Annotated in this window: 12 protein-coding genes and 1 pseudogene; 9 read left to right on the top strand and 4 right to left on the bottom strand. The window is 59.7% G+C overall.

The features are described 5' to 3' along the window. Positions 1-2: 2 nt before the first annotated feature. Positions 3-2,411 (bottom strand): 3-hydroxyacyl-CoA dehydrogenase NAD-binding domain-containing protein, encoded by a 2,409-nt coding sequence (locus PHV01_RS04485; protein WP_337289946.1) that lies wholly within the window; start codon positions 2,409-2,411, stop codon positions 3-5. Between the two features lie 277 nt (positions 2,412-2,688). Here PHV01_RS04485 and PHV01_RS04490 point away from each other — a divergent pair, with 277 nt between their 5' ends. From PHV01_RS04490 to PHV01_RS04500, 3 genes and pseudogenes are all read left to right on the top strand, one after another. After that, positions 2,689-2,916: an addiction module protein gene (locus tag PHV01_RS04490; protein ID WP_337289947.1), complete on the top strand. Its 228-nt coding sequence runs from the start codon at positions 2,689-2,691 to the stop codon at positions 2,914-2,916. Beyond that, positions 2,913-3,218 carry a type II toxin-antitoxin system RelE/ParE family toxin gene (locus PHV01_RS04495; RefSeq protein WP_337289948.1) on the top strand — a complete coding sequence of 102 codons (306 nt, stop codon included), beginning with the start codon at positions 2,913-2,915 and terminating at the stop codon, positions 3,216-3,218. Before PHV01_RS04490 ends, PHV01_RS04495 begins: the two co-directional genes overlap by 4 nt. Before the next feature lie 167 nt (positions 3,219-3,385). Further along, positions 3,386-3,927, top strand: a pseudogene (locus PHV01_RS04500) (transposase). Between the two features lie 159 nt (positions 3,928-4,086). On the opposite strand, the gene PHV01_RS04505 reads toward PHV01_RS04500, so the two are convergent. The 3 genes from PHV01_RS04505 to glgP form a co-directional block, all read right to left on the bottom strand. Further along, complete coding sequence (locus PHV01_RS04505) at positions 4,087-6,801, bottom strand: UPF0182 family protein (protein ID WP_337289949.1); 2,715 nt, start codon at positions 6,799-6,801, stop codon at positions 4,087-4,089. Between the two features lie 40 nt (positions 6,802-6,841). Next, the gene (bioF, locus tag PHV01_RS04510; protein WP_337290008.1) at positions 6,842-8,011 is read right to left on the bottom strand and encodes an 8-amino-7-oxononanoate synthase; all 1,170 of its coding nucleotides are present in this window, start codon (positions 8,009-8,011) and stop codon (positions 6,842-6,844) included. A 129-nt stretch (positions 8,012-8,140) separates the two neighbouring features. Further along, the gene (gene glgP, locus PHV01_RS04515; protein ID WP_337289950.1) at positions 8,141-9,856 is read right to left on the bottom strand and encodes an alpha-glucan family phosphorylase; all 1,716 of its coding nucleotides are present in this window, start codon (positions 9,854-9,856) and stop codon (positions 8,141-8,143) included. A gap of 370 nt (positions 9,857-10,226) precedes the next feature. Between glgP and PHV01_RS04520 the strand changes: the two genes are divergently transcribed. The 6 genes from PHV01_RS04520 to queF all read left to right on the top strand — a co-directional run bounded on the left by PHV01_RS04520 (position 10,227) and on the right by queF (position 16,625). Further along, entirely contained in the window at positions 10,227-10,484 is a 258-nt protein-coding gene (locus tag PHV01_RS04520; protein ID WP_337289951.1) for an EF-Tu/IF-2/RF-3 family GTPase, read from the top strand. 228 nt (positions 10,485-10,712) lie between these two features. Continuing rightward, positions 10,713-11,315, top strand: coding sequence for a TetR/AcrR family transcriptional regulator (locus PHV01_RS04525; RefSeq protein ID WP_337289952.1), 603 nt, complete (start codon positions 10,713-10,715; stop codon positions 11,313-11,315). Continuing rightward, complete coding sequence (locus tag PHV01_RS04530) at positions 11,312-12,532, top strand: efflux RND transporter periplasmic adaptor subunit (protein WP_337289953.1); 1,221 nt, start codon at positions 11,312-11,314, stop codon at positions 12,530-12,532. The genes PHV01_RS04525 and PHV01_RS04530 overlap by 4 nt, the downstream gene beginning before the upstream one ends. A gap of 4 nt (positions 12,533-12,536) precedes the next feature. Beyond that, the gene (locus PHV01_RS04535) at positions 12,537-15,839 is read left to right on the top strand and encodes an efflux RND transporter permease subunit (RefSeq protein ID WP_337289954.1); all 3,303 of its coding nucleotides are present in this window, start codon (positions 12,537-12,539) and stop codon (positions 15,837-15,839) included. A gap of 29 nt (positions 15,840-15,868) precedes the next feature. Then, positions 15,869-16,150: a transcriptional regulator gene (locus PHV01_RS04540; RefSeq protein ID WP_337289955.1), complete on the top strand. Its 282-nt coding sequence runs from the start codon at positions 15,869-15,871 to the stop codon at positions 16,148-16,150. 109 nt (positions 16,151-16,259) lie between these two features. Further along, positions 16,260-16,625, top strand: a complete 366-nt coding sequence (queF, locus tag PHV01_RS04545) for a preQ(1) synthase (RefSeq protein ID WP_337289956.1) — start codon at positions 16,260-16,262, stop codon at positions 16,623-16,625. Positions 16,626-16,785 lie beyond the last annotated feature (160 nt).

The raw sequence follows: 16,785 nt of genomic DNA on the forward strand, positions 1-16,785 counted from the left end.
CTTCAGTTCCTCAGCGGCTTGCCCGTCTTCAGCATATGCTGTATACGTTCCTGGGACTTCCGTTCACCGCACAGACTGAGAAACGCCTCCCGCTCCAGATCCAGGAGATGCGCCTCGCTGACCAAGGTCCCTGGTACCACATCGCCGCCGGCCAGGACATTGGCCAGCTTCCTGGCGATCCGCTCGTCATGATCGCTGATGTAGCCCCCACACTTCATATTATACAACTGCGTGTCGGCTACGGCGATGGCGCGCGTCCCCAGAACCTTGATGTCATCTCTTGGCTGGGGCGGGGTGTACCCTTGGGCGACCAGCCCAAGCGCTACCTGCTTCGCCTCGTGCAGTAGGCGATCCTGATTTATTGAAAACGTATCGGCCGACCTGAGGTAGCCGAGTCGCTGCGCATCCTTCGCGCTGGTTGAGACCTTGGCGAAGGCGATCGTTTCGAAGGCATAGCGGAAAAACGGCAGCAGATCCACCTCGGCCCCTTCCGGGATCCCTTCCAGGCTTCGGAGCAGCATCTCCTTGCAGCCGCCTGCGGCCGGGATCAGCCCGACGCCTACCTCCACGAGCCCGATGTAGGTTTCGGCGGCGGCGCGGATCCGCGCGGTGTGCAGACAGATCTCGCAGCCCCCGCCGAGCGTCATGGAAAATGGGGCCGCTACCACCGGCTTCTCGAAACACTTGAGCGCCATGTCGGCATCCTGGAAGGCCCGTATCATCAGCTCGATGTCGTCCCAGTTCTCCTCCTGCGCCTCAAAGAGGAGGGCCATCAGGTTCGCGCCGACACAGAAGTGTCTTCCCTGATTCCCGATGACGAGGGCATCGAATCGCTCGGCGCAAAGCTGCAGGCTCGTCCGTATCATCTGAAGAATATCAGGGCCGATGGCGTTGTTCTTGGAGTGGAACTGCAGGCAGGCGACCCCATCTCCCAGGTCGACCAGCGATGCGCCGGAATTGCGAGTAACCACCTGTTGCTGCTCATGCAGCGTCTGGAGATGAATGATCCCAGGTCGCGCCGAGATCTCAACCTGTTCGGCTGTCCCGAGGTCAAAGGCGTACTGCCGTCCTGCCTCCCGGCGGTAGAAGCTCTCGGCGCCGCTTTGAAGCAGCGCGGTCACCAGCGGGGGAAGTGTCTTGCCCTCTTGTGCCATTCGGGCGCTCGCCTTTTTGATTCCCAGGGCATCCCAGAGCTCGAACGGCCCAAGCTCCCAGCCGAAGCCCAGCTTCATGGCCTGGTCCACACTGCCGATGTCGTCAGCGATCTCAGGGATTCGATCTGCAGCGTAGAGCAGGGTCTCGCGTAAGAGCTGCCACACGTAACGACCGGCGCGGTCATCGGCATAGGCCAGCGCACGGAGTCGCTCCACGGGCTCCTCGATCCCCTGGACCATGTCGAGTGAGGGGAAGGCCACCGGCCGCTGCTGCCGGTACTCCATCGTCTTGTAATCAAGGACCAGGATCTCGCTGCCTTCGGTCCCTTTGATTCGCTTGTAGAACCCTTGGCCGGCCTTCTCGCCCAACCAGCCGCGCTTCACCAGCTCTGACAGGAATGGCGGAATAGTATAGGCCGGTCGCTCCTGATCATCTGAGAGAGCCTCGGCGATATTGGTGGCAATGTGTACGACCGTATCGAGGCCGACGAGATCGGCGGTTCGAAATGTGGCGGTCTTGGGGTGACCGATGGCACTGCCGGTAAGCCGGTCAACCTCCTCGATCGAGTAGTCGCCCCCCACCATGAGTCGCATGGCGGTAAAGAGGCCGAAGGCGGCGATCCGGTTGGCGATAAAGTTCGGAGTATCCTTAGCGAAGACGATCCCCTTGCCAAGCCTCCGTTCCGCGAAGGCAGCCAGCCCTTGCATCACCTCTGGCAGTGTCTCTGGGCCGGGGATCAGTTCCAGGAGCTTCATGTACCGCGGGGGGTTAAAGAAGTGCGTGCCCAGAAAGTGAAGTCGGAAATCGACAGACCGCCCCTCCGCGAGGCGTCGGATCGAGATCCCTGAGGTGTTGCTGCTGATAAGACTTCCCGGTCTACGGTGGGCGTCAACCTTGGCAAAGAGCGCCTGCTTGGCCTCAAGTCGCTCAGGCACCGCCTCGATAATCCAGTCGGCTTGAGACAGCCACTCGAGATGGTCTTCGATATTTCCGATAGTGATCAGGCGGGCGTCTTTGGGCGAAAAGAAAGCGGGTGGAGAAGCCTTGAGGGCGGCCTCAAGACCTTTGGCCGCAAAGCGATTGCGGAACGCGGGACTTTCCCTGGTCAGCCCCTTACGCCGATCTTCCTCGGTCAGTTCGGGCGGCACGATGTCAAGCAGGAAGGTGGGGATACCGGCATTCGCAAGATGGGCAGCAATCCCACTCCCCATCACCCCCGCGCCCAGTACTGCCGCACGCCTGATAGCTGATGACATCGGACCTCCGAGCCCCCTTCACCTTCATCCTCTCCCCCCAGGTGGGGAGAGGAATGTTTTGATGCCCCTCGCCCCCCTCTGGGGGAGAGGGCGTGGGTGAGGGGGATTTTCTAAGCAAAGAGTACTGAACAGGCCAAAGGTTGTAAAGGCGAATTATCCAGCATTACTTTTTCTCGTTGACAACCCACCAAATGGGAGGGATATGTAATGCGAGTAAATTGCCAGCGGGTTTCTCCCCATTAGGCGCAAACCATAGAGAGTGAACACGGAGGGTAACATGCTTAACTTAGCTGAGATCCTCAAGGACGCCATGAGCCTAGACGTCCATGATCGTGCCGCTTTGGCGGAAAGACTTTTGGCCAGCCTGGAAGAGTTGAGCGAGGAAGAAGCGGAGCGCCTGTGGGCAGAGGAAGCGCAAAGGCGGCTGGATGAGTACCGCGCAGGCCGTGCTAAGGCGGTTCCGGCCGAAAAGGTCCACAAACAAGCGGAAAGACTTTTCCGGTGACGTCTGTCAGGTACCACGAGGCAGCCGAGGACGAGTTGCTGCACGAGATCGGCTACCTCGAACTCCGAGCTAACGGGTTGGGGCGACGGTTCTTTGCCGAGGTTCGGAGGACCGAGAAGCTCATCTCACAATTTCCAGAATCGGCCGAGGAGATTCGACCGGGCATCCGGAAGCGTATACTCCAGAAGTTTCGGTATTCGCTCATCTACTCAATTGAGGAGGACGTTTTACTCATCCTGGCGGTGGCTCACCACAGCCGTCGACCGGGTTATTGGGTTGGTCGTATCAGCAGTGGGATGTAAAAACCTGAGGGTGGCAGCTAATAACCGGGTGGAGTTTGGCGTTCGCAAAGCTCGCGCGGCTTACTCAAAACCTTAGACCTCAGAGGGGTATCGCGTGATCTGTAGGCTCGGTAAAAAAGACCGAAGTCGAGTAGGTCGGGTTAGCGCAGCGTAACCCGACGAAACCAATGCGATACCGGCGCGCATTCATTCCAGGCGGCTCGTTCTTCTTCACCGTGGTGACGGCGCAACGCCGGCCGCTCTTTGCGTCTGTGGATGCGGTCGCGGTGTTACGAGCGGCATTTCGCGCGGTGCGTACATCTCGCCCTTTCGAGGTGGACGCAATCGTGGTGCTGCCCGATCATCTGCATTGCATCTGGACGCTGCCGCCGGGCGACGCCGACTTTGCGACGCGCTGGCGGCTTATCAAGACGTGGTTCACCAAGCACTGTGACCCGGCAATACGCACCGAGACGAATCGCGTACGGACAGCGAAACAGGAACAGGCGGTATGGCAGCAGCGCTACTGGGAGCACGTGCTCCGGGACGAAGTCGATGTCATTCGACATGTGGAGTATGTGCATTTCAACCCGGTCAAACATGGGCTTGTACCATCGGCGATGGGGCGTGGCCATATTCCAGCTTTCGCCGGTATTATGTTGAGGCGGGGGTATATCCCGCGGATTGGGGACAGGGTGCGATGGATTTCGAGGGGGTGGGGCAGGAATGAGGCAATCGGATTGTCGGGTTACGCTGGGCTAACCCGACCTACGATGCTGCGGTCGCATGAAATGAGCGGTCAGGAGACCAGCCGGAGAGATAGGTACACCCGCTGACAGACTTGTCGGGTTACGCTACGCTAACCCGACCTACAATACCGCAATACTGGTTACTTACCGGCGCGGGTGCGGAGTTCCTTCAGCGCCGACTCGAGCCGCTTAACCTCTTCGCCGTAGCCGGCGAAGTTGCCCTGCCGAAGCAGGTCCTGTGCCCGCGTGTAATGGTCGTAGGCGCGAGCCGCCAGCGCCTTAAGTGAGCTGTCAACCTGTGGGATGGCGGCTGCGCCAGGCGGAATCATGGCCGTGACGGGTCCCCTTGCCGCGCCGCCAAAGACTTTGGCCAGAGCGGCGTCGAGGCTCTCTTCCATGGCGATCTGGCTCCCATGCGCGACGATGATCCGCTTCAGTTCAGGAAGCGACCCTTTCTCAGCCGCCAGGTAGAGCGGCTGGACGTAGAGCAGCGACCGCTCGATCGGGATGGCCAACATGCTGCCTCGGATTACGGTAGAGCCGCGTTGGCTCCAAAGCGAGAGCTGCTGCGAGATAAAGGAATCCTGGTCGATACGGGCGTTGATCTGTCTCGGGCCGTAGACCAGCTTTGCCTTGGGGAAGTTGAAGGCGGTGAGCTTCCCGTAGTGCGGCGGGTCGCTGCGGGCCGCGATCCAGGCAATCATGTTGTCTTTCTTATTCGGCGTGAACGGCAAGAGGAGGATAAACTCTTCCTTCGTCTCGCCTGGAAGCCGCATGATGGTGTAGTACGGCTCCATCTCAGCGGGGATGCTCCAGAGATCTTCTTTGTTGTAAAAGACCTGGGGGTCCTGCATGTGGTAGGTGCTGTAGAGCCTGGCCTGGATGTTGAACATCCCTTGCGGATAGCGAAGATGGGTCTTCAGATCGTCCGGCATCGCCTCGAGCGGTTGAAAGAGTCCAGGGAATGCCCGGTCGTAGACCTTGATCACCGGATCGGTGGGATCGGCCAGGTAGAAGCTGAGACTTCCGTTGTAGGCGTCCACCACCACCTTGACTGAGTTACGGATATAGTTGCCCACGCCGCGGATCGGTTCGGAGTACGGGTACATATTCGAGATGGTGTAGGCGTCGATGATCCAGAACAGACGGCCGTCCCGAGCGATGACCAGATACGGATCCCGGTCGAAGTGTAAAAAGGGCGCCGCCTTCTGGACTCGCTCAGAGATCTGTCGGTGATACATGATCCGGCTGTCCAACGTCAGGTCTTGCGAGAGGAGGATCTTGAGCGTCCCGAAGCGGGTGGCGAACAGGAGTTTTCGTCCAAGGGACGTGAGCGGCACGCCCCCCTCACCGGTGTAGGTGCTATAGACGTTCTTGTCACCCGAGGGGTAATCCAGTTCCTGGGCTTGCGTCTTGACGATGACGTAGTCGTTGGCGAGCTCGCTGAAATAGATCTCCGGGCGCGTAACCTTGATCGGCGTGGTTGAGACAGGCGGGATGTCCTTGATTAGGAACTCCGGCAGCCCCTCCGGGGTGACCCGGTTCACGGGCCCGAGGACGACCCCGTAGCCGTGGGTAAAGATCAGATGCTCATTGATCCAACTCCGGCCGGGAAGATGTTCATACGACATCTCTCTGGCCGAGAGCATGACCTGCCGATACTCGCCGTCGATCTTGTACCGGTCGTTGTCCACGTCCACGAATTTATAATAGGTCCGGATCTCCTGGAGCTGGCCGTACGTCGTCAGCAGTGGACGGTGATCCCAGAGCCGGATGTTCTTGATCGTCAGATCGTTGCGCCGCAGGTCCTCCCGGGTCAGGGTTTCCTCCGCCGGAAACTCTCGCTCGTCGATCCGGTCAAGTCCGTACGCCTGGCGGGTGAAGCGAATGTTGTGGGTGATGTAGGGACTCTCGGCAACGATCTCGTTCGGGACGACGCGAAAGCGCTGGATGAAGCCGGGATACAGACCTTGGCCGATGACGCTGGCAACGACCAGCATGCCGAGGCCGACCAGGACCAATCTCCAGCCGCGCTGGAAGATTTGGGCCATGCAGAGGATAGCGACAAAGATGGCCAGGATCGTGAGAAAGTTGAGGGCCGGGAGGTTGGCGTTGATGTCGCTATAGCCGGCGCCGAAGACCATTCCGCGAGGGGAGTAGAGGAGCTGGTAGGTGTCGAGCCGGTAACCAACGGCCTTAATCAGGAACAGTAATGCGCCGAGCACGAGCAGATGCGCCCTCGGCAGCCGGGCAATGATGGGTCCCCGAGCCGTGATCTGTATGCCCCGGAAGAGAAGATAGGTCAGGGTGGTCACCAAGAGGGTCAGGCCGACCGAGGTGATCAGCCAACTGTACAGAAAAGAGTAGAAGGGGAGTTGGAAAACATAGAAGCCGACGTCCGTCTGAAAGATCGGATCCGAAATACCGAAGGGTAACGCGTGGGCAAAGCGGATGTAACTCTCCCACTCGGCGGCCCCACGGAATGCCGAGAGAACTCCAAGTCCGAGGGCGCCGGGGATCAACAGTCGGCGGAAGTACGGTTCGATCACCAGGCGGCTGGGGAGGCCGAACCGATCCTCCACCTCAAGGAGGACATCGGTGGCCGTAAATCGGCTGGCCAGGAACAGGTTCACGTACACCAGGACCGCAAAGGCCAGGCCGAATGCGATGGCGAGCGTCAGTTGCGTCGTGAGGATCGTCAGGAAGACCTTGGGAAGCTTCACCTCCTGGAACCAGAGCCAGTCAGAGTAGAAGGGAACCGTCTGACTTCCAACCGCTAAGACGACCAGTAAGAGCAGCAGAAGAGCGATCTGTCTGCCCTTGAGATCTGAATCGCTTCCACTGGGTTGCGCCATCGTTGCTCCCCTGTTCTGCTGCTTCCTTTCGGAAGGAAAGCTAGATGAGTTGGAGTGCCCGCCCCGCCTCGGCCAGAGTGGTCAGCGCGGTATCCAGATCTGCCTTGGTGTGCGAGGCCGCCACAGTGAGCCGGATCCGTTCGGTCCCGCGCGGCACGGCAGGGTAGCGGATCCCCTGAGCAAAGACACCGCGGTCCAGAAGTTCCTGACAGAAGCGCATGGCGATCTCAGGCTCTCCCACCATCAGAGGGATAATCTGGGTCCCGCTCTCGCTCACGTCAAATCCAACATCGCGCAGACCTGCCCGAATGTACCGGGTGTTATCCCACAGCCGTTGCCGCAGTTCCGGCTCTTGTTCCACGATGGTGAGTGCCTCGATTACGGTTGCCGGCACCGCAGGCGGCAGCGCGCAGGTAAAGATAAAGGGTCTCGCCCGGTTGATCAGGTACTCGATGACGGTGCGGCTCCCGACCACGTAGGCCCCGAAGCCGCCGAGCGCTTTGGCGAGGCTTCCGGTCTCGATGTCGATCCGGCCCAGCACGCCCGTCGCCTCGGCGGTCCCGCGCCCGGTCTCACCCAGCACGCCGATGCCATGGGAGTCGTCCACCATCGTCATGCAGTCGTAGCGTTCCGCCAGTCCGACGATCTCTCCAAGGGGCGCGACATCCCCATCCATACTGTAGAGGCCGTCGACCACGATGAGCCGTCGTCCGGCGGAGACCTCTCGTTTTAACAGTCGCTCCAAGGCAGTGAGGTCGTTGTGCGGGAAGATTCGAACCTGAGCTCGCGACAGGCGACAGCCGTCAACGATGCTGGCATGATTCAGCGCATCGCTGAACACCACGTCCTGTGAGTCCATCAGAGCAGAGATGACACCCAGGTTGGCCTGGTACCCGGTGCTGAACAGGAGGGCGGCCTCGGCCTGTTTGAAGCGGGCAAGCCGTTCCTCCAGTTGGGGATAGAGATCGTAGTTACCCGAGATCAGACGGGCAGAGGCGGCGCCGCAGCCGTACCGCAGGGTAGCCTGGCAGGCGGCCTCTTTCAGTCGCGGGTGGCAGGCCAGGCCAAGATAGTCGCTTCCGGCAAGGTGGATCACCTCCCTACCGTCTACGTGAATCCGTGGGCCTTGTGGACCGTCGACCTGTCTGAGCCAGCGGTACTGGCCCTCGATCTTCAGATCGTCCAGTCCCTGCTGAAGCGACTGAGTCATATCTCGACGCAGACGTGGATCGTCACAGGTTGGCAGTACCGTGGTTTCCTCGGCGGAGATCATTATCCGGACATTATAGAGGAAGCGTGACAGGTGAGCAACCGGAACCGGCGGCAGGGCGCCTGGCGGCTATCGATCGCGGTAGGCGTGCGTGGCGTACTCGTGGATCATCCTATCTGTATTGAAGAAAGAGGCGTTGAGCGCAATAGTAAATCGCATCACCTCCGCCCATCGGGTGGGGTCGAGGTAGTAGAGAGGCAGGATCGTGTCCTCCAGCTTACAGTAGAGTTCCTCTGCGTCCTTGTCATCTCGCCTCTCGACTACTGTTCCGTTGTCTCGAGAACCGATAGCCCAGCCCGTCACCCCTTCCACAAGCACTTCCAGCCACCAGCCGTCGAGCACGCTGAGGCTCGGCACCCCGTTGTGGGCCGCCTTCATCCCGCTGGTGCCGGATGCTTCATATGGCGGCTGTGGCGTATTCAGCCAGAGGTCCGCGCCTGAGGTGAGCAACAGGCCCAGCTCCATATCGTAGTTGGGCAGGTAGGCGATCTTGACCTCAGGCGCCAGCTCTTTCGCCCAGTGGAATATTTTTTGAATGAGCGCCTTTCCCTCTTCATCCTTGGGATGCGCTTTTCCGGAAAAGATCACCTGCAACGGGCCGCGCTGGACCGAAATACGCCTGAGCCGCTCCGGATCAAAAAAAAGGAGATCCGGGCGCTTGTAGGACGTCGCCCTCCGTGCGAAGCCTATGGTGAAGGTATGCTGGTCGAAGGCCGCGTTGGCCGTTCTGTTGACTTCTCTAATCAGCAACTGCTTTGCCTCGTCATGGGCCTGCCGAATGGCATCGAGGGGAATGCCGAGGGCATACCGCAGGCAGAAGCTATCCTCTCGCCAATCCGGGGTGTACCGATCATACAGGGCGCGAAATGCCGGGGCGGTCCAGGTGGCGGAATGCACGCCGTTAGTGATGGAGTCGATGGGGAGGTTCGGGAACATGGTACGTGACACCTCGCCGTGTCGTTTGGTCACCCCGTTGACATAATTGCTCAGATGGAGTCCGACACATGTCATATTGAGCGAGCCGTTACAGCAACTGAGGGGTTGTGTGAGAGTTTGTAACGCCTTCCAGTGGTCCGCATCCAAGATGCGTTGGGCCAGATCGAGGGGGAACTGATCGTGGCCGGCGGGAAGCGGCGTGTGAGTCGTGAAGACACAGAGGCGCTTCACCTGATCGATGGCGTCTTCCGCCTGCTGGGGCGTCTGTTTGAGCGCCTCAGCCAATAGTTCCAGAGCCAGCAGGGCGGCATGGCCTTCGTTCATGTGGAACCTGAAGACCCGGGTGTACCCCATCACCCGCAGTATGCGTACACCGCCCACACCGAGAATGACCTCCTGGCACAGGCGATACCGCTGATCACCGCCATACAGGTAGTTGGTCAGCGTACGGTCATAGGGATCGTTGCAGGGCAGATCAGTATCCAACAGTAACACTGGAACGACGGTACCCGATACCCCGGTAATCAGATATTGCCATGCGCGTACGGTAACCTGTCGTCCTTCGACCTCCACCTGGCATGTACCGTCCGTGAGGTGGAGGAATTGATCTATAGGCCATGCTGCAGGCTCCTCATGTTGGCGCCCCTCTTCATCGAGCTGTTGAGAAAAGTAGCCCTTTCGATATAGCAGCGTCACACCGACCATGGACAGCCCCAGGTCGGCCGCGCTGCGCAGCGTATCGCCCGCCAATACGCCAAGCCCTCCGCTGTAGGTGGGCAGAGGGCTTTCGAGTGCGACCTCCATAGAGAAGTAGGCGATAGTTCGCGGCGCGAGTTTCTCAACTTTCATAGATCTGTTGTTCCCCTCCTCACCGCCCAAAGGTGCGGTGTCATATCGACGTTACATCCCAACGCCAGTCACTCAACTTTATTATAATACTATCATATCTACCGGTTTTTTGCAGTAATTAGATGTCCTCCCTGTCTTATGAAATGAACTACCCCTCAACAAGTCGCGGGGAATGAACCTCCAGTGGATTCAACAACAGGAGGTGCGGCCTCTGAAGTTTATTGTCGGTGACCCTGGTGATTTGACTCCGTGTCGGGGTCACGATATGATGAAGCCATGGCGCGATGCTTCGAAGGAGTTATGACGGATCTGCTGGGGAAGGGGCAGCCGGAAGGGGCGGAGTTGTTGTTGAAGGGTAAGGAGGAATGCCATGCCGGAGATGAAGGTAGGTTACGTCAACGAGTATTTCGCCAAAGTGGGAGTAGCCGGAATTGAGATCACCGAAGGTTATTTGGTGGTGGGTGATACCATCCGCTTTAAGGGCCACACGACGGATTTTATCCAGCGGGTGGACTCGATCCAACTTGAACACCAGTCTCTCCAGCGAGCGGAACCGGGCCAGGTGATCGGGGTCAAGGTGCGCGAGCGCGTCCGCCTGCACGATCAGGTCTTCAAGGTCACAACGTAGAGAACGGTCGCCAGTCGGAAATATCCCGCACTGCCAAGCCGCACCAATACTGCCTTAACTTGTTATCCAGCGTTATGCTTCGGCGGCAAAAAAGGAATTGACATTTTAATTGAATCGCATAAGTATGTAAGCGCTTACTTGTGTCATGATGAGGGTCAGAAACGAAGCGATCGAAATCCCCCCAACCCCATTTTGTAAAGGGGGCGAGGGGGATTTAGAGGAGCCAGGATGGGAGCGCGTCTGAGTGCTGAAGAACGCCGGGAGCAGATTGTCGAGGTGGCGGTGGAGCTGTTTTCTCGGAAAGGGTTCAGAGGGACCAGAACGCGCGAGATTGCTGAGACTGCCGGCATCAGCGAGGCGATGATCTACAGGCACTTTGCGACGAAGCGCGAGCTGTATTCCGCGATCATCGAGGCGAAGTCGGTGACGGAGGAGTTGCTGGCGAGCGCAGCGGCAGCCGCCAAAAGGAAAGACGACGCCGGCGTCCTGCGGGCGCTAGGCCTGAAGATGATCGAGCAGACGGAGGCCGACCCAAGCCTCATGCGACTCCTGCTGTTCAGTGCGCTCGAAGGGCATGAGCTCTCCGAGATCTTCTTTGAATCCCGGGTCAAAAGGCTGCACGAGTTTCTGAGCAGCTACATCCGAGGACGGATCAAGGAGGGACGGTTCCGCTCGATCGATGCGCTGGTTGTCGCCCGCGGGTTCATCGGGATGATCGTCCATTATTTACTGATCCATAAGCTGTTCGGCGTCAAACGCCCGCCTCGCTCCTCACCGGAAGAGGTTGTCGAGCAGTTCGTATCGATTTTTCTAAAGGGGATTGAGCAATGAGATACCACCTCCTGCCCAGAGGCATTGGGCTCTCGCTGCTTCTGCTGCTGCCCCTCTTGGGATGTTCGCGGGAGCAGGCTGCGAACAGCGCCCCTACGGCGAAGGAGCAGAGTATTGCGATCACGGTGGGCCCCGTCGAGGCTAGGGATGTGATGCGACGCGTAGAGGTTGTCGGTACCCTCGAAGCCGACGAAGAGGTGATGGTCTACGCCCAGGTGTCGGGGCCTGTGGACAAGATCTTGGTTGACCTGGGTGACCGTGTGAGGGCAGGGCAGCCGCTGCTTCAGATTAACCAGGCTGACTTTCAGTTGCAGGTTCAAAAGGCTGAGGCGATCCTCCAGCAAACACGGACACGACTGGGCGCGCTGGATGGCAGAGATATACTATCCGACGACCAGCAGCCGGTCGTTCGCCAGGCCAAGGCCAACTATGATGACGCCGCCTTGTGGTACGAGCGGATGCAGAACCTGTACAAGGAAGGGGCCGTCTCACGCAACGACGTTGATACGGCGATGGCGAAGCGCGACGCCCTGAAGGCAGCGCTTGACAACGCGCTGGGTCAGGTACGGGCGCTTCGGGACCAACTCAGGGAGCAACAGGCGGCGCTGGATCTCGCCCGTCGAAACCTCCAGTACACGGTGATCCGAGCGCCCATCGATGGCTCCATCAAAGAGCGGGACGTGTCCGCCGGCCAGTACATCGCCGGCGGCAGCATGCAGAATACCAAGCTGCTGACCCTCGTCCGTGACGATCCCCTAAAGCTGAAGGCGTCGGTGCCGGAGCGATTCCAGGGACAGATCCGGCCTGGCCAGGAGGTGAAGGTTCAGGTTGAGGCCTATCCAGGCCGCGAATTCAGCGGGACGGCAAAGCGGGTCGGCCCGGCCGTCTTTACCGACACTCGGACATTTCCGATCGAGGCTAGAGTGCCCAACCGCGAGGGGCTGTTAAAGCCGGGCTCCTTCGCCAAGGCGCGGGTTGAGATCCGGCTTGACCGCGGCATTCCCTTTATCCCGGAGGAGGCCGTCTATTATTTCGTAGGGGTCACCAAGGCGTTCGTAGTCAAGGACGGTGTCGCCCAAGAGCGACAGATCACGGTCGGCGAGCGCCAGGACGGACTGGTTGAGATCGTTGAGGGACTTCAACCTGGGGAGCAGGTAGCTACCTCGCGCCTGAGTCAACTGTCCGGCGGCGCAACGGTTCAGGTGGTCGCGAAATAAACCCATGTCCTTAATTGAAATCTGCGTCAAGCGGCCTGTCTTCGCCACGATGCTCATTATCTCCCTCGTGGTCATGGGACTGGCGTCCTTCCGGGAGCTAGGGCTCGATGTCTTTCCCAAGGTCGATATGCCCACCGTCACGATCACGACGAGGCTGGAAGGCGCGAGCCCGGAGGAGATCGAGAGCAACATCACGAAGCGGATCGAGGAAGCCGTCAACACGATCAACGGGATCGACGAACTGCGGTCGACCACCATCGAGGGGCAGTCCCAGGTCTTTGTGACGTTTGTCCTGGAGCGCAAGATCGACGAGGCGGCCAACGATGTCCGGGAGAAGGTGGCGGCGGTCGTCTCGGCGTTTCCCCAGGGGACCGAGGCCCCGGCGATCGAGAAGTTCGACCCCGACGCGGCTCCGATCATGGCGATTGTCGTCTCGGGCAAGCGCTCGGCCCGCGAGATTACGGAACTCGCCGACAAGAAGATCAAGCGGCAGCTCGAAACCGTCAAGGACATCGGGGCAGTCACCCTTGTCGGCGACCGGAAGCGGGAGATCCAGCTTGTCGTGGATCCCCACCGCCTCGAGGCCTACAACCTCTCGATCCAACAGGTCAAAGCGGCTGTCCAGCGTCAGAACGTTGAGATCCCTGGAGGCAACATCACCTGGCAGACGCGGGAGCAGGGGCTTCGGACGTTGGGGCGGATCGAGCGGGCTGAGGATTGGGGCGACCTGATCGTGGCGGATTATAAGGGTGCCCCAGTCCGGATTCGAGACATCGGCGCCGCGCTGGACGGCGAAGAGGAGCCCCGCACCCTCTCCCGCCTTGACGGCAAGAACGCCGTCTCCCTCCTGGTCCAGAAGCAGTCCGGGACCAACACCGTGGCCGTCGTCGAGCGAGTCAAGGCGAAGCTTCAAGAGATCGCACAGACCGTGCCGCCGGATGTCAAGTTCCAGGTGGTGCGCGACATGTCGCGATTCATCAAGCGCTCGATCGCAGAGGTGGAGGAGCACCTGATGCTGGGTGGGCTGCTGGCCAGCCTCATCGTGGCCTTCTTCATCGGGCGCCTCGTGCGACGGGAACAGGTCGTCCTGGGCGCACTGTTGGCGGGTCTCACCCTGGCGTTCTTCTATGGCGATCCGGAGCTGTTACTCACGGTCGTGGTCGGGTCGATTGTCGTTACCGTCATCCTCTTCCTTTCAACCGCTCGCCTTCGGCCCGCCTTCATCGCCGCGATCTCGATCCCGGCTTCGATCATCGCCACCTTCACCATCATGCGTATAGCCGGCTTTACCCTGAACAATCTCACGATGCTGGGTCTCTCCCTCTCCACCGGTATCGTCATTGACGACGCCATCATCGTACTCGAGAATATCTTCCGCCACATTGAGGAGGAACATCGTCCCCCGATGGAGGCGGCGGTGACCGGCGCCAAGGAGATTGTCCTGGCAGTCATGGCCACGACCCTCTCGCTGGTGGTCATCTTCCTCCCTGTCGCCTTCATGGGGGGGCTCGTGGGACGGTTCTGGAACAGCTTTGGCCTGACGGCGACCTTCGCCATCCTCGTCTCGTTGCTGGTAGCGTTCACCCTGACCCCGATGCTCTCCGCCCGGATGCTGAAGCCTGTGGTGAGCTCGGTCGAACCATCGGAGGAGTTCGGCGAAGGCCATGATGGACACCGAGCGCACGATCAAGGATCCAAGGCGACGCGCGTCTATGCCTTTCTGGAGCGCCACTACGATCGGCTCCTCGTCTGGTGCCTGAACCACCGGGCTGTTGTCCTGCTGCTGGCCGTGTTCCTGTTGCTCTCAACCGTCCTCATCGGCAGGCTGATGAAACCGGATTTCGTTGTTGATGACGACATGAGCGAATTCGAGGTCATCGTCGAGACGCCGCCCGGCTCCTCACTCGACCGGAGCGACAGGATCCTTCAGCGGCTTGAGGCCGATCTGAAGACCATCCCTGAGGTGGAGCACCTGTTCACCAGCATCGGGGTGCAAGGGAAGGATCGGGCCAACATTACCGATGCCTCGATCTATGTGGGACTCACGCACCTGAGGCAGCGGACACGCTCGCAGCAGGCGATCATGCAGGAGGTCCGACAGATGTTCAGGACCCATCCGGACCTGAGAATCAGCGTGCAGCAGATCGGGTTGATCTCGGGGGGCGGCTTCAAGCAGACCCCGTTCAACCTCGTGCTGCGTGGCCCTGACCTGCAGCAGCTCGATGGCTACGCCCAGGCCCTCATCAAACGCCTCACTGCCATCCCCGGGTTCGTAGACGTAGACACCAGCCAGGCCCAGCGGCGACCCGAGGTCCAGGTCCAGATCGATCGGCAGAAGGCGTCCGATCTTGGGATCAGGGCGGAGGATGTCGCGCTCACGCTCCGGACGATGGTGGGTGGGGAGAAGGTCGGTTTCTACCGGGAGGGAGGGGAGCAGTACGACGTCCGCCTGCGACTCAAGGACGACTACCGGAAAGATGCGTCCGTCATCTCGGCCCTGACGGTGCCGACCGTTACCGGCAGGCTGGTGAAGCTGAACAATATCGTAAGACTCAACCCGGGACGGGCGCCGGCGCAGATCGACCGCTATGCCCAGGAGCGACAGATTACAGTCCAGGCGAACCTCCACCAGATGGCGCTGGGGGAGGCGACCGCCCAGGCCGATGCGGCCATCAAGGCGATAGCGATGTCTCCCGGCTACTCGACCGCGTACCTTGGCCGCGGCAAGTTGATGGCCGAGGCGTTCTACAACTTCGCGATTGCCTTTGTCCTCTCCATCGCGTTCATCTATATTGTCCTCGCGGCCCAGTTCGAGAGCTTCATCCACCCGATCACCATCATGGTCTCAATGTTCCTGTCGATCCCCTTCGGTCTTGTGAGCCTCTTGGCTGCAGGTCAGACCCTGAATATCTATAGCGTCATGGGGTTATTCCTTCTCATGGGAGTCGTCAAGAAGAATGCGATCCTCCAGGTGGACTTCACGAATGTGTTGCGCGGGAGAGGTAAGCCGCGCTACGAGGCGCAATTGGAGGCCGACCGCGCGAGGCTTCGGCCGATCCTCATGACGACGCTCGCCATTATTGCCGGAATGCTGCCGGTTGCCTTAGGCAAGGGCGACGGTGCTGCCTCCCGAGCCTCACTTGCCACGGCCGTCGTCGGCGGGCAGACCCTCTGCCTCCTGATCACGCTGCTGGTGACCCCGGTCATCTACTCGTACTTCGACGATCTCCGCGGGCTCCGGATCGTCTCGTGGCTGTACGAGTTCCGACTTCGGACGTGGTTGCAGGACGGCAAAGAGAGGGTCTAGGGTAAAAGAGTTGGGGATGAGGGGCGAAGATGGAACTGACGCGGCGGCAGGAGATCATGGCGATGCTACGGGATGGCGAATGGACGCTGGACGAGCTGGCCAGGAATTTCGTAGTGCCCAAGAAGGTGATCATCGATGACCTCGAGCATATCGCTCGCTCCGTCCCAAAGCCCTTTCGCCTGCAGATCCATCCACCGACCTGCGAGGGGTGCGGCTACCGCTTCAAGGGTCGGACAAAATTCAACGATCCGTCTCGCTGTCCAATGTGCAAAAACGAACACCTTCGTTCCCAACGATTCCGGATCGAATAAATCCCCTCTCGCCCCCTTTTGTCAAAGGCGGGTTGAGGGGATGTGGAGCGAGGTAGCGCAAAAAACTTTGATACTGCGGGGGAACTTCCTATAATGGCGGATAATCGCTATGCCGACACAGCCGTCGAAAGCACTTGAGGCGTTTCCTAATCCTGAGCCAGGGCGCGACTACGAGATCCAGATGACGTGTCCTGAGTTTACCTGCCTCTGCCCGAAGACCGGCCAGCCTGACTTTGCGACCCTCACGCTCACCTATGTCCCGGACCGGTTGTGTATCGAGTTGAAATCGCTCAAACTCTATCTGTGGTCCTTCCGGAATGAGGGCCACTTCCACGAGGCGGTGACAAACCGGATTCTGGACGACCTTGTCAAAGCCTGTCAACCCCGCTTCATGAAGCTGGTCGCTGACTTTTACGTTCGCGGCGGCATCCACACCATCATTACCGTCACGCATCAAGTGAGCGACCGTCGCTGACCTTTGCAGTCGGCCATCGGTTGCGAGACCGTATCACTTCTGTCCCTTCCTTCGAAAATAGCAGTCAGTCGTAGGTCGGGTTAGCGTAGCGTAACCCGACAACTCATTCGACTTGCCTCTCCCAAGGATTTCGCTCCCGCCCTTCATGCTCTACATCACC

It is taken from the genome of Candidatus Methylomirabilis sp. (assembly GCF_028716865.1).
Taxonomy (GTDB): domain Bacteria; phylum Methylomirabilota; class Methylomirabilia; order Methylomirabilales; family Methylomirabilaceae; genus Methylomirabilis.

What these genes read in the sequence shown, in the direction of transcription:
- PHV01_RS04485 (WP_337289946.1), bottom strand. Translation starts at nt 2,411, where the DNA reads ATGTCATCAGCTATCAGGCGTGCGGCAGTACTGGGCGCGGGGGTGATG.
- PHV01_RS04490 (WP_337289947.1), top strand. Translation starts at nt 2,689, where the DNA reads ATGCTTAACTTAGCTGAGATCCTCAAGGACGCCATGAGCCTAGACGTC.
- PHV01_RS04505 (WP_337289949.1), bottom strand. Translation starts at nt 6,801, where the DNA reads ATGGCGCAACCCAGTGGAAGCGATTCAGATCTCAAGGGCAGACAGATC.
- bioF (WP_337290008.1), bottom strand. Translation starts at nt 8,011, where the DNA reads ATGACTCAGTCGCTTCAGCAGGGACTGGACGATCTGAAGATCGAGGGC.
- glgP (WP_337289950.1), bottom strand. Translation starts at nt 9,856, where the DNA reads ATGAAAGTTGAGAAACTCGCGCCGCGAACTATCGCCTACTTCTCTATG.
- PHV01_RS04520 (WP_337289951.1), top strand. Translation starts at nt 10,227, where the DNA reads ATGCCGGAGATGAAGGTAGGTTACGTCAACGAGTATTTCGCCAAAGTG.
- PHV01_RS04525 (WP_337289952.1), top strand. Translation starts at nt 10,713, where the DNA reads ATGGGAGCGCGTCTGAGTGCTGAAGAACGCCGGGAGCAGATTGTCGAG.
- PHV01_RS04530 (WP_337289953.1), top strand. Translation starts at nt 11,312, where the DNA reads ATGAGATACCACCTCCTGCCCAGAGGCATTGGGCTCTCGCTGCTTCTG.
- PHV01_RS04535 (WP_337289954.1), top strand. Translation starts at nt 12,537, where the DNA reads ATGTCCTTAATTGAAATCTGCGTCAAGCGGCCTGTCTTCGCCACGATG.
- PHV01_RS04540 (WP_337289955.1), top strand. Translation starts at nt 15,869, where the DNA reads ATGGAACTGACGCGGCGGCAGGAGATCATGGCGATGCTACGGGATGGC.
- queF (WP_337289956.1), top strand. Translation starts at nt 16,260, where the DNA reads ATGCCGACACAGCCGTCGAAAGCACTTGAGGCGTTTCCTAATCCTGAG.